This window comes from Kitasatospora sp. NPDC002522 (genome assembly GCF_053595195.1).
The window spans coordinates 38,685-52,847 of the sequence record NZ_JBSFXE010000012.1 but is presented as its reverse complement, the minus strand read 5'-3'; the positions used below and the strand labels follow the sequence as shown (position 1 = coordinate 52,847).

Here is a 14,163-nt window from a genome sequence, read left to right as displayed (position 1 = left end):
AACCAGGCGTTGAGCGAGCAGTTGCGGTTGATGGCGGTACACGCGCACCCGGACGACGAGTCCAGCAAGGGCGCCGCCACCATGGCCATGTACGTGTCCGAGGGGGTGGAGGTGCTGGTCGCCACCTGTACCGGTGGCGAGCGCGGATCGATCCTGAACCCGAAGCTCCAGGGCGACCCGTGGATCGAGGAGAACATCCACGAGGTGCGCCGCAAGGAGATGGACGCCGCGCGGGAGATCCTCGGCGTCCAGCAGGCGTGGCTGGGCTACGTCGACTCCGGTCTGCCGGAGGGCGACCCGCTGCCCCCGCTGCCCGAGGGCTGCTTCGCCCTCGAGGAGGTGGAGGTCGCCGCGGGCGCGCTGGTGAAGCTGATCCGCGAGTTCCGCCCGCACGTGATCACCACGTACGACGAGAACGGCGGCTACCCGCACCCCGACCACATCATGACCCACAAGATCTCCATGGCGGCGTTCGACGCCGCGGGCGATCCCGAGGCGTACCCGGAGGCCGGCGAGCCCTGGCAGCCGCAGAAGCTGTACTACAACCACGGCTTCCCGATGGGCCGGATCCGCGCCCTGCACGCGTACCTCACCGAGCACGGCCACGAGTCCCCCTACGGCGAGTGGATCGCCGGCTGGGAGAAGTCCGGCCGCGCCGAGCGGGAGATCACCACCCGGGTGAAGTGCGACGACTGGTTCGAGATCCGGGACAAGGCGCTGATCGCGCACGCGACCCAGATCGACCCCGACGGCCCGTGGTTCCGCGTCCCGATCGACGTCCAGCGCGACGTCTGGCCGACCGAGGACTACGAACTCGCCAAGTCCCACATCGAGACCGACCTCCCCGAGGACGACCTGTTCGCGGGCCTGCGCAAGTAACTCCGTACCACCCCCCGGTGACCCGGCCCGCGTAGGGTCGGGTCACCATGGACGAATGAGCACCCCCGTGAACGTCACCCGGCTCGCCGCCGACCTCGCCCTCGACGAGACCAAGGTCACCCCCGGCCTGCTCGGCTTCGTCGTCTTCGCCGCTCTCGGCATCGCCACCTGGTTCCTGCTGAAGTCGATGAACGCCCGCTTCAAGAAGATCGACTTCGTCGAGCAGCCGGACCGCGAGGACGACTGACCCATCGGTCATTCCGGTGCCGTGCGCGGGCAGGCTGAGATACTGCGCGCATGGTGAACCGTCTGGCCGATGCCACGTCCCCCTATCTGTTGCAGCACGCCGACAACCCCGTCGACTGGTGGCCGTGGGGGGAGGAGGCGTTCGCGGAGGCGCGGCGGCGGGGGGTGCCGGTGCTGCTGAGCGTGGGGTACGCGGCGTGCCACTGGTGCCACGTGATGGCGCACGAGTCCTTCGAGGACGAGGCGACCGCGGGGGTGCTGAACGAGCGGTTCGTGGCGGTGAAGGTCGACCGCGAGGAGCGGCCGGACGTCGACGCGGTGTACATGGAGGCGGTGCAGGCGGCCACCGGGCAGGGCGGGTGGCCGATGACGGTGTTCCTGACGCCCGAGAAGGAGCCGTTCTACTTCGGGACGTACTTCCCGCCCGAGCCGCGGCACGGGATGCCGTCCTTCCGGCAGGTGCTGGAGGGGGTGCACACGGCGTGGGAGACGCGCCGGGGCGAGGTCGACCAGGTCGCGGGCCGGATCTCCAGGGACCTGGCAGAACGGGCGTCGGTGTACGCGGTGGGCAGCGGCGTCGCGTCGCTCCCGGGCGAGGGTGAACTGCACCGGGCGGTCACCGAGTTGACGCGTTCGTTCGACGAGCGGCGGGGCGGTTTCGGCGGCGCCCCGAAGTTCCCGCCGTCGATGGTGCTGGAGTTCCTGCTGCGCCACCACGCGCGGACCGGCTCCGAGGCGGCGCTGCAGATGGTGCAGCGGACCTGCGAGGCGATGGCCCGCGGCGGCATCTACGACCAGCTCGGCGGCGGCTTCGCCCGCTACGCGGTGGACGCCACCTGGACCGTGCCGCACTTCGAGAAGATGTGTTACGACAACGCGCTGCTGCTGCGGGTGTACCTGCACCTGTGGCGGGCCACCGGCGAGCCGTGGGCACGCCGGATCGCGCTGGAGACCGCCGACTTCCTGCTGCGCGAACTGCGCACCCCCGAGGGCGGGTTCGCCTCCGCGCTGGACGCCGACTCGCTGGACGAGGCGACCGGACGGACCGCCGAGGGCGCGTTCTACGCCTGGACGCCGGAGCAGCTCGCGGCCGTCCTCGGCCCCGAGGACGCCGCCCGCGCGGTGGAACTCTTCGACGTCACCGGCACCTTCGAGCACGGCACCTCGGTGCTGCAACTCCCGCGCGACCCCGAGGACGTGACGGACTACCAGGAGATCCGCGGCAAGCTGTTCGCGGCCCGCTCCCGGCGGCCCGCGCCCGCCCGGGACGACAAGGTGGTCGCCGCCTGGAACGGCCTGGCGATCGCCGCGCTCGCCGAGGCCGGCGCGCTGCTGGAGCGCCCCGACCTGGTGGAGGCCGCCGAACGCGCCGCCGACCTGCTGATCGCCGTCCACCTCACCCCCGAGGGCCGACTGCTGCGCACGTCCCGGGACGGCAAGCCGGGCGCCAACGCCGGGGTGCTGGAGGACTACGCCGACACCGCCGAGGGCTTCCTCGCGCTGTACGCCGTCGGCGGCGACCCGGCCTGGCTGCAACTCGCCGGGGAACTCCTCGACCTGGTGCTGCTGCACTTCGCCGACCCCGAGTCCGGCGCGCTGTACGACACCGCCGACGACGCGGAGGAGCTGATCCGCCGCCCCCAGGACCCCACCGACAACGCCGCCCCGTCCGGCTGGAGCGCCGCCGCCGGCGCGCTGCTCACGTACGCCGCGTACACCGGCTCCGCCCGCCACCGCACCGCCGCGGAGCGGGCGCTCGGCATCGTCTCGACCCTCGGCCCGCGCGCGCCGCGCTTCACCGGCTGGGGTCTCGCGGTCGCCGAGGCGCTGCTCGACGGTCCGCGCGAGGTCGCCGTGGTCGGCCCGGCCGGTGACCCCGGCCGCGCCGCGCTGCACCGCGCCGCCCTGCTCACCACCGCCCCCGGCGCGGTGGTCGCGGTCGGCGAACCGGGCGACACCGAGGTGCCGCTGCTCGCCGACCGGCCGCTGCTCGACGGCCGCGCCGCCGCGTACGTCTGCCGGCACTTCGTCTGCGAGCGTCCCACCGCCGAGGTCGCGGAGCTGGAACGGCGGCTGCGGGACTGACCGAACCGGTGGCCCGCCGGGCGGACGGCGGGAGAGGATGCGGCATGGGTTGGACACTGACGACTTCGCTGGACGAATTCCAGGCCGCGGCAGGCGAGTTCCTGACCGCCGCACCCGTCGAGAACACCGTGCTGCTCACCCTCCTCGACCGCCTGCGACGGGACGGCCCGCAGGTCTACGGACCCGAGGCGCCGCGGTACGGCTGGTGGCGGGCCGCGGACGGTGCGGTCGCCGGAGCCACGCTGCGCACCCCGCCGTTCGGGCAGCGCCTCGGCCGGCTGCCGGTGGCCGCCGCCGAGGAGCTGGCCGGGCGGCTGGCCGAGGCCGGGGAGAAGCCCTCCGGGGTCGGCGGCGAACGGGCGGCGGCGCTGGCCTTCGCCGCCGCCTGGGCCCGGCACACCGGCGCCGCGTGGGAGCTGCGGGCCGGCGAACGGCTGTACCGGCTGGCCGAGTTGACCCCGCCCGCCGCCCCGCCGGGCGGCCGCGCCCGGCTCGCCCGGCCCGCCGACCGCGCGCTGCTCGCGCACTGGCTGCGGGCGTTCTGCGACGAGGCCGGGGTGTCGATGCCGGTGGACCTCGCCGCCGACGCCGACCGGCGGATCGCGGCCGGCACCCTGCTGGTGTGGGAGGACGCGGAGCACGTCACCGCGATGGCCGGCGTCAGCCCCGTCCTCGCCGGGATGTCCCGGATCGGCCCCGTCTACACCCCCGCCGACCGGCGCGGACGCGGCTACGCCAGCGCGCTGACCGCGGCCGGCTCGGCCCACGCGCAGGCCGCGGGCGCACACGAGGTGCTGCTGTACACGGACCTGTCCAACCCGGTCAGCAACGCGATCTACCAGCGCATCGGCTACCGCCCGGTCGGCGACTCCGCGGAGATCGAGTTCCGCTGACGCCGGCCGCACCCCTGGCCGTCCCCCCGGCCGTCCCCCCGGCCGCACCCCCGGTCGGATCGCCGCGTGGTCACTCCCAGTCCCAGCGCAGGCCCAGGATGCAGGGCGGCAGGTCGCTGGCGACGAGGTGCGCGCAGTGGTGGCCGTCGAGGGTCAACTCCTCGGTCTCCAGCGGGGACTGGCCCGGGGTGCGGAGGGTGACCCGGTCGCAGCGGACCGGCAGGGCGGCGGGGTCGAAGGTGACCTGGAGGACGTACTGGCCGGCGCCCGCGTTGAAGCCGCGGACGTACTCGCGGCTGGGCTGGGTGGCCGGCGACTCGTCGAAGCCGTAGCCGAGCAGGTGGGTGTCGCCGGTGCGCAGCCGGCGGTCGAGGAGGAGTTCGGCGACCAGCAGGTGCGCCGCGGGGTCGCGGCGGATCCGGCCCGGACGGCAGTTCTCCTCGGCCCGGACCCGGACCCGGTCGATGTCGGAGCCGGGATCGCCCTGGTAGATGGCGAGGTAGCGGTCGATGCCGTCGCGGTGGGCGCGCAGCACGTGCTGGGAGTCGCGGCGCAGCAGGCGGCGGTCGGCGCCGACCCGGATCCGTTCGATGTGGGCGACGGTGTGCAGCCCGGTGTCGGGCGGGCCGGAGAGGACGGCGAGCAGGCCGTCGACGGCCTCGGCGGGGCTGATCAGGTCGCGGTACGGGCGGACGGCGGGCGCCGCCGGGTCGGGGCCCGCCCGGCGCGGGCCGAGCAGCCGGGTGAGCGAGTGCTCGGGCAGGTCGAGGACGTTCTCCAGCACCGCGACGGCCCGGAGCGACTCGGGGCGTTCGGGACGGCGGTGGCCCTGCTGCCAGTAGCTGAGGCTGGTGACGCCGACCCGCACGCCGCGCTGCGCCAGGTGCTGCTGGAGCCGGTGCAGGGCCAGGCCGCGGGCGGCGATCGCGGCCCGCAGCGCGAGGTGGAACGGCCCGGTGCGCAGGGCGAGGGCGAGCTCGGGCGGTGCGGACGGCTGCTGCATGGCCACCTCCTCGATTGACCGTGAATATTCACATCTCCGCGGCCGCTTGTCATCGGTCCGGGCGAGATCCGCGCTGCCCAGGGCGGTTCCGTTCACACGGACGGACGGCCGTTCACACCGCAACACCGGTGAAACAGACGGACGTTGACCCTCCGTCGGGCAGGCCGGATGCTCGTGCGCAGCGCGTCCGGACGCCGCCCCCACACCCACTCCTCGCCTCGCAGGAGGACACCCCCATGCCATCCACCCCGATGCGGTTGCGTCGGACGGTCGCCGCCCTGGCGCTCGGCGTGCTCGCCCCGGCGCTGAGCCTCGCCGCCACCGCCCCCGCCCAGGCCGCCCCCGCGCAGGAGGCCCCCGCCCGGACGGTCACCCCCACGGCCGTCCAGGCAGCGGCCGCCGGCCCCGCGGCGCCCGCGCTCAGCGGCACCTCGCGGATCCTCAACCTCACCATGCAGGCCCAGCAGCAGACCAACTGGTGCTGGGCGGCGAGCGGCAACACCATCGCCACCTACTACGGCTACTCCTACAGCCAGAACCAGTTCTGCAACGCCGCGTTCGGCCGCTCGATCAACTCCACCTGCCCGAACAGCCAGGCCACCCTGGGCGACGTGCAGAACGGGCTGTCCTGGATCGGGATCAACCCCGGCTCGTACGTCACCGGGTACCTGCGCTACACCACCGTGCAGGGCGAGATCGACGCCGGCCGGCCGGTGGAGACCCGGATCCAGTGGAGCTCCGGCGGCGGCCACATGAACGTGCTGTACGGCTACGACACCGGCAACAACTGGCTGTACTGGGGCGACCCGTGGCCGTCCGACTACCGCTACAACTGGGGCGACTACTGGTACTACGTGAGCAACAGCTCGTTCTCCTGGACCCACTCCCTGTACCGGATCGGCGCGTGAGGAGCCCCGTCATGAGCAACCGACTCGCCCGCGCCGCCGCCGTCCTCGCCGCGGCCACCGCGCTCGGCCTGGCCGCCGCGCCGCTCGCGCAGGCCGCCGACAGCCCGTCCGCGCCGACCGCCGCCGACCTGGCCGCGGCCCGGTCGGCCGGCCAGAGCCCCGCCGTCCTCGACCAGTTGGGGCACTTCTTCGCCCGCAAGGGCGTCCCGCCGACCCAGCCGCTGGGGCTCAGCCCCGCCGACGAGGCCGCCGCCGCGACGGCCGCCGCGCCCCGGCTGACCGGCGAGACCGTGCCGGTGTACACGCTGGACGCCGGGTTCGTGGCCGGCCGGCCCGGGGCGGAGGTCGCCACGGTGGAGTTCACCGCGACCAAGGCCGTCGCCGCGGACGGCCGGAGCGCCTCGGTGTGGACCGCCAAGTCCGGCGGGAGCTGGCGGGTGGTCAACATCGCCTCCGGCGGCGACGAGAGCGACTACGCCGCCAGGGCCGCCGCCGACGGCGGCACCGCCTTCCGCGAACCGCAGATCAACGCCTGGTACGAGTTGCGCGCCGGCCGGGTCCTGCCGCTCGACGACGCGGCCCGCCGCTCGGTGGGCGAGCACGGCCTGACCGTCGCCGGCTACCAGCACCTGGTCCAGCAGCGCTACGGCGACAAGCTGCCCGGCTCCGCCTACGACCGGTCCGGCCGGGCCGGCGGCTTCGCGACGGACGCCGGCCCGGCCGGCGCCGACCGGACCCCGCTGCTCACGGCGGGCGCCGCGCTCGGCGTCACCGCGCTGACGGGCACGGCGCTGGCCCTGCGGCGCCGCCGCAGGTAGTACGCGAACGGGCGGCGCGGCCGCCGGGGGCTCCGAGGGTACCGGTCACGGACGGTATCCCCGGAGCCCCCTGCTTCGTGTGCGGGCGGATGTGACGCGCGTAGGCCGTGCAGGCTCCGACCACTGGAGTTGATGCGATGTTGATCCCCCGTTCGCCCTCGGAGCGTGCTGGACATGTCACTCTAGGTGGGGAGTTCTCTGACGACCTGTCAGCCGGCGGGAGGTTTGCCGATGGAGTACGGAACGGCGCAGTTCTGGAGCGGTGTGGTGGCGGTGCTGGCCGCACTGGCCGTGATAGCCGGGTACCTGATCGGCGGCGCCCGGCTGGTCTGGGTGATCTCCGCGTTCGAGGTGGCCGCCGTGATGGGCTGGGTCGCCTACCGCTTCCGCGGCCGCGCCCACCAGCGGGTGGCAGGCGCAGGGCCCGACGCGGCGCACTGCGAGCGCTGCCGTCGGGCCCGGGAGCGGCTGGACGCCAAGGTCCAGCCGGTGCGGTGACCGCGGGGGTGTCACGCCACGGTGTAGGCCACCAGCGAGACGCCCACGTACTGGACGATGAACGCGCCCAGGGTGAAGGCGTGGAACACCTCGTGGAAGCCGAACCAGCGCGGTGACGGGTTCGGACGCTTGAGGCCGTAGATCACCCCGCCCACGGTGTAGAGCGCGCCGCCGACGATGATCAGCGTGAGGACCGCCGGGCCCCCCTTGTGCAGGAAGTCCGGCAGGAAGAACACCGCCGCCCAGCCGAGCGCCACGTAGCACGGCGTGTAGAGCCAGCGCGGGGCGCCGACCCAGAACACCCGGAACGCTATCCCGGCCAGCGCGCCGCCCCACACCAGCCACAGCAGTACCTGCTGCCGCGCGCCGCTGAGCAGCAGCATGGTGAACGGCGTGTACGTGCCCGCGATGATCAGGAAGATGTTCGCGTGGTCCAGCCGGCGCAGCACCGCCTCGCCGCGGGGGCCCCAGGTGAAGCGGTGGTAGACCGCGCTCACCCCGAACAGCATCCACGCGCTGACCGAGTAGACGACGCAGGCGATCCGGGCCGCCGTCGAGTCGGCGAGGCAGATCAACACGATTCCGGCGGCGACGGCGGCCGGGAACATCCCGGCGTGCAGCCAGCCGCGCCACTTGGGCTTGACGAGCTCTGGGGCTTCGGCGGTCATGCGCAGCATCTTACGGAACCGTAGGTTACCGACACGTAGTAAGTGGCAATCCTCACGTTTCGACAGTTTGGACAAAAGGGTGAGCGTGACAGAGGTCTCGCCGCCCGCCGGAACCGGTGGTTCCGGGCCATGAATTCCGACGTCGTGGAGTAAAGATCTCGTCAATGACGCCAATCTGACGAAGTGATGGTGTGTCGGCGGGTCTACCGTGTAACCACCCTCAACCCCCGCGAAGCCGTCTCCTGGCCGAGATGGTGTGAAACGGAGCGATCGTGTCGCCTCAGATCTCTGCGCTCGCCGAGTCCGCGCCCACCCGCCACCAGCGCCTGCTGGAATGGGTCGACGAGATTGCCGAGCTGACCCAGCCGGACCGCGTGGTGTGGTGTGACGGCTCCGAGGAGGAGTACCACCGCCTCGCCGAGCAGCTGGTCGCCCAGGGCACCTTCACCAAGCTCGACGAGACCAAGCGGCCGAACTCCTACTACGCCGCGTCCGACCCGTCCGACGTGGCCCGGGTCGAGGACCGCACCTTCATCTGCTCCGAGCAGGAGAAGGACGCCGGCCCGACCAACCACTGGAAGGCCCCCGCCGAGATGCGGGCCATCTTCGCCGGCGAGAACGGCCTGTTCCGCGGCGCGATGAAGGGCCGCACCATGTACGTGGTGCCGTTCTCGATGGGCCCGGTCGGCTCCCCGCTCGCCGCGTACGGCGTCGAGATCACCGACTCCGCGTACGTCGCCGTCTCGATGCGCGTGATGACCCGCATGGGCCAGGCCGTGCTCGACCAGCTCGGCGCGGACGGCGACTTCGTCAAGGCCGTGCACACCGTCGGCGCCCCGCTCGCCGCGGGCGAGGCCGACGTCGCCTGGCCGTGCAACACCACCAAGTACATCTCGCACTTCCCGGAGACCCGGGAGATCTGGTCCTTCGGCTCCGGCTACGGCGGCAACGCCCTGCTCGGCAAGAAGTGCTACGCGCTGCGGATCGCCTCCACCATGGCCCGCGACGAGGGCTGGCTGGCCGAGCACATGCTGATCCTCAAGCTCACCCCGCCCAGCGGCGAGGCCAAGTACGTCGCCGCGGCCTTCCCGTCCGCCTGCGGCAAGACCAACCTCGCCATGCTCCAGCCGACCGTCCCCGGCTGGAAGGTGGAGACCATCGGCGACGACATCGCCTGGATGCGGTTCGGCGCGGACGGCCGCCTCTACGCGATCAACCCCGAGGCCGGCTTCTTCGGCGTCGCGCCCGGCACCGGCGAGGACACCAACGCCAACGCCATCAAGACCCTGTGGGGCAACACCGTCTTCACCAACGTCGCGCTCACCGACGACGGCGACGTCTGGTGGGAGGGCCTCACCGAGGACGCGCCCGCGCACCTCACCGACTGGCGCGGCAACGACTGGACGCCCGCGTCCGGCACCCCCGCCGCCCACCCCAACGCGCGGTTCGCCGTCCCGGCCGCGCAGTGCCCGACCATCGCCCCCGAGTGGGAGGACCCGGCCGGCGTCCCGATCTCGGCGATCCTGTTCGGCGGCCGCCGGGCCACCGCCGTCCCGCTGGTCACCGAGTCCTTCGACTGGCAGCACGGCGTCTTCCTCGGGGCGAACATCGCCTCCGAGAAGACCGCCGCCGCCGAGGGCACCGTCGGCGAGCTGCGCCGCGACCCGTTCGCGATGCTGCCGTTCTGCGGCTACAACATGGGCGACTACTTCGCGCACTGGCTGAAGGTCGGCGCCGCGGCGGACGCCGCCAAGCTCCCGAAGATCTACTACGTCAACTGGTTCCGGAAGAACGCCGACGGCAAGTTCGTCTGGCCGGGCTACGGCGAGAACAGCCGCGTGCTGAAGTGGGTCGTCGAGCGCCTGGAGGGTACCGGCGAGGGCGTCGAGACCCCGATCGGCGTGCTGCCGACGGTCGAGGGCTTCGACCTGGACGGGCTGGACCTGTCCGCCGCCGACCTGGAGCTGCTGTTCTCGGTCGACAACGAGATCTGGCGCCAGGAGGCCGCGCTGGTCCCGGCCCACCTGGAGACCTTCGGCGAGCACACGCCCACCGAGCTCTGGGACGAGTACCGCGCCCTGGTCAAGCGACTGGGCTGACGCCGGGTCGACGCACAGCCGGATCCGCCCGAGGAGGGGAGTTCCCTCGTCGGGCGGATCCTGTGCGTTCCGGGTCGCTCGCGCAGTTCCCCGCGCCCCTGTCGGGTCGCGCTACGGCTGGGCGTAGCCCGAGAGGAAGTCGCCGATGCGGGTGACGGCGTCGGTGATCTCCTCGGGGCGGGGGAGGGTGACCAGGCGGAAGTGGTCGGGGTCGGGCCAGTTGAAGCCGGTGCCCTGGACGATCAGGATCCGCTGGGAGCGCAGCAGGTCGAGGACCATCTGCGCGTCGTCCTTGATCTTGAAGACCTGCGGGTCGAGCCGCGGGAACGCGTACAGCGCGCCCTTGGGCTTGACGCAGGAGACGCCGGGGATGTCGTTGAGCAGCTTGTACGCGGCGTCCCGGGAGGCGAGGAGCCGACCGCCGGGGAGGATCAGGTCGCGGATCGACTGCCGGCCGCCGAGCGCGGCGGCGACCGCGTGCTGGGCGGGCATGTTGGCGCACAGCCGCATCGAGGCCAGGACGTTGAGGCCCTCGATGTAGGAGCGGGCGCGCTGCCGGTCGCCGGAGAGCACCATCCAGCCGCTGCGGAAGCCGGCCACCCGGTACGACTTGGACATGCCGTTGAAGGTGACGCAGAACAGGTCGGGGGCGAGGGTGGCGAGCGGGACGTGCTCGACGCCGTCGTAGAGGATCTTGTCGTAGATCTCGTCGGCGTAGACCACCAGCTTGTGCGCGCGGGCGAGTTCGACGATGCCTTCGAGGACCTCGCGGGGGTAGACCGCGCCGGTCGGGTTGTTCGGGTTGATCACCACGATCGCCCGGGTGCGGTCGGTGATCTTGGCGGCGATGTCGGCGAGGTCCGGGTACCACTCGGCCTGCTCGTCGCAGCGGTAGTGCACCGCGGTGCCGCCGGCCAGCGAGACCGAGGCGGTCCACAGCGGGTAGTCGGGGGCCGGGACGAGCACCTCGTCGCCGTCGTCGAGCAGGGCCGTCATGGCGAGCTGGATCAGCTCGGAGACGCCGTTGCCCAGGTAGACGTCCTCCACCGAGAGGCCGTGCAGTCCGCGCTCCTCGTAGTGCATGACGACGGCGCGGCGGGCGGCGAGCAGGCCCTTGGAGTCGCCGTAGCCGTGGGCGCTGGCGAGGTTGCGGAGGATGTCCTGGAGGATCTCGGGCGGGGCCTCGAAGCCGAACGCGGCGGGATTGCCGGTGTTGAGCTTGAGGATGCGGTGGCCCTGGTCCTCCAGCCGCATCGCCTCGTCGAGCACCGGACCGCGAATGTCGTAGCAGACATTGGCGAGCTTGCTGGACTGGATGACCTGCATACCCGCCTACTTTACGGCGCTGTTACGGGGTTTCCGGCGTGGTGTTCGCCACCTGGACACGGACGGCCGAACGACCTGCGGGGATAGGGTCGCGGCGGACCGTCAGGGGAGGGCCGGATGCCGGACTGGATGATCGGGGCGCTGCTGGGACTGGCCGCGGGGCCGCTGCTGCGGATCGCGGTGGTGCGCTACGCGGTGCCGTACGGCGAGCCGTGGCGGGCGTGCCCGGTGCGGCCGGACGGCCGGTGCGGGCGCTGCGGGGAGCGGTTCGGGCCGCTGCCGGGCTCGGTGGAGCTGACGGCGGCCGCGGTGGGCGCGGCGCTGGCCGCGACCCAGCCGCCCGGGCGGCTGCCGGTGCTGGTGTGGCTGGCGCTGTTCGGGGTGGTGCTGGCCTTCGTGGACGGCGCGGTGCACCGGCTGCCGGACGCGCTGACCCTGCCGCTGCTGGCCGGGACGGCGGTGCTGCTGCCGCTGGCCGACCACCGGCCGGCGGCGCTGCTGCGGTGCGTCCTGGCGGCGGGCGTCCTCGGGCTGCTGTTCTGGCTGCTGGCGCTGTTCGCCCCGGTCGGCCTGGGCGATGCCAAGCTGGCGCCGTCGCTGGGTGCGGTGCTGGGCCTGCTGGGCTGGTCGGCGCTGTACGCCGCTGTCCTCTATATGTGGGTGGCCGCGGCGCTGTGGGCGGTGCTGCTGCTGGTCGCCCGCGGGGCGGGGCGCTCCACCGAGCTTGCCTTCGGCCCGGCGATGCTGCTGGGCACGCTGCTGGCCCTGGTCTGACGGTCCGGTGGCGCGCCGGGAATGGGCGGGGCCCGCCGTACCCCAGCGGTACGGCGGGCCCCTCGGTGTGCACCGACCCCACCCTCGAGGGGTGGTGCACAGGCAGGTGTTACGGCATGTTGTGGACGAAGGCGCCGACGTTGTTGGAGAAGTCGTTGCCGTTGTTGGCGTCCCAGTTGGTGGACCAGGTCATCGCGCCGCGGATGGTCGGCCACTTGGCCGGCGGGACGAAGCTGCCGCAGTGGTTGCCGGTGGCCAGGCAGTCCAGCGCGTTGTTCACCACGGTGGAGCTGACGTAGCCGCCGCCCGCCGCCTTGGTGGAGGCCGGGACACCGATGCCGACCTGGTCGGGACGCAGGCCGCCCTGGATGTGGGTGCAGATCTGCGCGGTGATGAAGTCGATGGTGCCCTGGTTGTAGACCTTGCCGTCGCAGCCGTTCATGCCGCCCGAGTTGTAGAACTGGGTGTTGACGACGGTCAGGATGTCCTTGGTGTTCAGCGCCAGCTGGAAGTAGGCGCCGGCGGTGGAGTACATCCCGATGGTCTCGGGGGCCATGGTCAGGATGAAGCCCGAGCCGACCTTGGACTGCAGCGAATGCAGGGCCTGCGACATGTACGTCGGGTCGACGCCGTTCTCCAGGTCGACGTCGATGCCGTCGAAGCCGTACTGCTGGATCAGGCTGTAGGCCGAGTTGGCGAAGTTGGTGGCCGCGGTCGCGTTGCCGACCGAGATGGCGCCGTTCTGGCCGCCGATGGAGAGGACGACCTTCTTGCCGGCCGCGTGCTTGGCGGCGATGTCGGCCTTGAACTGGGCGTCGGTGTAGCCGCCGAGCTTGCTGGCGAGCGCCGGGTCCAGGGTGAAGGAGATCGCGCCCTGGGTGGTGGTCGCGTCGGCGAAGGAGACCGCGATGATGTCGTACGCGGACTGCACGTCGCCGAGCTTCTGCACCGTGGAGTTGTTGTCGAAGTTCTGCCAGTAGCCGGTCACCGCGTGCTTCGGCAGGCCGGTGTTGGGCGGTGTGGTGGTCGCCGAGCCGGAGGGGCTGGGCGAGCTGGACGCGGACGCCGAGGGCGAGGCGCTCTGGGTCGGCGAGGCCGACGGGGAGGCGCTCTTGGTCGGCGACGCGGACGCGGTCGGCGAGGCGGAGGTGGCGGAGGCCGACGGGGTCGGCGAGGCGGTGCCGCCGGGGCCGATCAGCTGGATGTCGTCCGCGTTGTAGGTGGCCTGGCCGTACCAGCCGTGCACGTAGAGGGTGACGCTGGTGGTGGACGCGCCGGTGGTGAAGGAGGTGTTCAGCTGGTTCCAGGCGCTCTGCGCCGACCAGGTGGACGGGTCGGTGCCGCCGGTGCCGCGGGCGCCCAGGTAGACGTACGGGCCCTGCACCCAACCGTTCAGCGTGTAGGCGGTGTTGGGGAGCACCGAGACGGTCTGGGTGCACTCGGCGGTGTCCGCGGCGCCCGGGGTGGCGGCCAGCGCGCCGGTGCCGGAGTGCACCGGGGAGGAGACCGTGGAGGTGGTCCCGGTGCAGGTCCAGCCGGAGAGGCCGGACTCGAAGCCGCCGTTGGAGACCAGGTTGCCGACCGCGGCGTTGGCGCCGCCCGCCGTCAGGGCGAGGCCGGCGCCGGCCAGGGCGAGCGCGGTGGTGGAGGCGAGGACCGCGGGGATCTTGTTGCGGCGCCGGTGGGACGGCTGCTGCAGGGTACGGGCCATGACAGGCTCCAGTGCAGGAGTGGGGGTGTGGGAGAACACGCAGGACACGCACGCGGGGACGCGGGGACGCAGGAACACGCTGGGGGAAGGAGCCGCCGCGGTGGGGGTCGCGGCGGCTCCGCTGTGGGGGAGGGTCCGCTGTGGTGCTGACCACACGCTGGACTAGACCAATGGCAAGCGTCAAGACCCGGAATCCGGTTTAGGGAGCGTTTAAGGAATCGGAGACCGTTCCGTATCCGTCGCCGTGCGCGCACT

13 protein-coding genes are annotated in these 14,163 nt (G+C 72.6%); 9 read left to right on the top strand and 4 right to left on the bottom strand.

Annotation, left to right across the window (positions count from 1 at the left end; translation table 11 throughout):
• The first annotated feature begins 9 nt into the window (after window positions 1-9).
• Genes mca through ACWD4U_RS12810 form a run of 4 tightly spaced genes read left to right on the top strand, consistent with a single transcriptional unit; the run spans window position 10 to window position 4,103 of the window.
• Window positions 10-879, top strand: coding sequence for a mycothiol conjugate amidase Mca (gene mca / locus ACWD4U_RS12825; RefSeq protein WP_363451851.1), 870 nt, complete (start codon window positions 10-12; stop codon window positions 877-879).
• Between the two features lie 55 nt (window positions 880-934).
• Complete coding sequence (locus ACWD4U_RS12820; RefSeq protein ID WP_363451849.1) at window positions 935-1,126, top strand: hypothetical protein; 192 nt, start codon at window positions 935-937, stop codon at window positions 1,124-1,126.
• 50 nt (window positions 1,127-1,176) lie between these two features.
• The gene (locus tag ACWD4U_RS12815; protein ID WP_363451847.1) at window positions 1,177-3,210 is read left to right on the top strand and encodes a thioredoxin domain-containing protein; all 2,034 of its coding nucleotides are present in this window, start codon (window positions 1,177-1,179) and stop codon (window positions 3,208-3,210) included.
• A gap of 44 nt (window positions 3,211-3,254) precedes the next feature.
• Window positions 3,255-4,103 (top strand): GNAT family N-acetyltransferase, encoded by an 849-nt coding sequence (locus ACWD4U_RS12810; RefSeq protein ID WP_363451845.1) that lies wholly within the window; start codon window positions 3,255-3,257, stop codon window positions 4,101-4,103.
• 70 nt (window positions 4,104-4,173) lie between these two features.
• Here ACWD4U_RS12810 and ACWD4U_RS12805 read toward each other — a convergent pair whose 3' ends face one another.
• Complete coding sequence (locus ACWD4U_RS12805; protein WP_363451843.1) at window positions 4,174-5,106, bottom strand: hypothetical protein; 933 nt, start codon at window positions 5,104-5,106, stop codon at window positions 4,174-4,176.
• A gap of 236 nt (window positions 5,107-5,342) precedes the next feature.
• Between ACWD4U_RS12805 and ACWD4U_RS12800 the strand changes: the two genes are divergently transcribed.
• The 3 genes from ACWD4U_RS12800 (at window position 5,343) to ACWD4U_RS12790 (ending at window position 7,330) form a co-directional block, all read left to right on the top strand.
• Window positions 5,343-6,014, top strand: a complete 672-nt coding sequence (locus tag ACWD4U_RS12800) for a papain-like cysteine protease family protein (RefSeq protein WP_363451841.1) — start codon at window positions 5,343-5,345, stop codon at window positions 6,012-6,014.
• 11 nt (window positions 6,015-6,025) lie between these two features.
• Window positions 6,026-6,832, top strand: coding sequence for a hypothetical protein (locus ACWD4U_RS12795; RefSeq protein ID WP_363451839.1), 807 nt, complete (start codon window positions 6,026-6,028; stop codon window positions 6,830-6,832).
• A 231-nt stretch (window positions 6,833-7,063) separates the two neighbouring features.
• Window positions 7,064-7,330 (top strand): hypothetical protein, encoded by a 267-nt coding sequence (locus ACWD4U_RS12790; RefSeq protein WP_363451837.1) that lies wholly within the window; start codon window positions 7,064-7,066, stop codon window positions 7,328-7,330.
• Between the two features lie 11 nt (window positions 7,331-7,341).
• Here ACWD4U_RS12790 and trhA read toward each other — a convergent pair whose 3' ends face one another.
• A complete protein-coding gene (gene trhA / locus ACWD4U_RS12785) occupies window positions 7,342-8,007 on the bottom strand; it encodes a PAQR family membrane homeostasis protein TrhA (protein WP_363451835.1) in 666 nt (221 codons plus the stop codon).
• A 263-nt stretch (window positions 8,008-8,270) separates the two neighbouring features.
• Between trhA and ACWD4U_RS12780 the strand changes: the two genes are divergently transcribed.
• Complete coding sequence (locus ACWD4U_RS12780) at window positions 8,271-10,097, top strand: phosphoenolpyruvate carboxykinase (GTP) (RefSeq protein WP_363451833.1); 1,827 nt, start codon at window positions 8,271-8,273, stop codon at window positions 10,095-10,097.
• A 111-nt stretch (window positions 10,098-10,208) separates the two neighbouring features.
• Here the strand turns inward: ACWD4U_RS12780 and ACWD4U_RS12775 are convergent, their stop codons facing one another.
• Window positions 10,209-11,423 (bottom strand): pyridoxal phosphate-dependent aminotransferase, encoded by a 1,215-nt coding sequence (locus tag ACWD4U_RS12775; RefSeq protein ID WP_363451831.1) that lies wholly within the window; start codon window positions 11,421-11,423, stop codon window positions 10,209-10,211.
• 117 nt (window positions 11,424-11,540) lie between these two features.
• On the opposite strand from ACWD4U_RS12775, the gene ACWD4U_RS12770 reads away from it, so the two are divergent.
• On the top strand, window positions 11,541-12,197 hold the full coding sequence (locus tag ACWD4U_RS12770) for a prepilin peptidase (protein WP_363451829.1): 657 nt from the start codon (window positions 11,541-11,543) through the stop codon (window positions 12,195-12,197).
• Window positions 12,198-12,306: 109 nt separating this feature from the next.
• On the opposite strand, the gene ACWD4U_RS12765 is transcribed toward ACWD4U_RS12770, so the two are convergent.
• The gene (locus tag ACWD4U_RS12765; RefSeq protein ID WP_363451827.1) at window positions 12,307-13,908 is read right to left on the bottom strand and encodes a chitinase; all 1,602 of its coding nucleotides are present in this window, start codon (window positions 13,906-13,908) and stop codon (window positions 12,307-12,309) included.
• Window positions 13,909-14,163 lie beyond the last annotated feature (255 nt).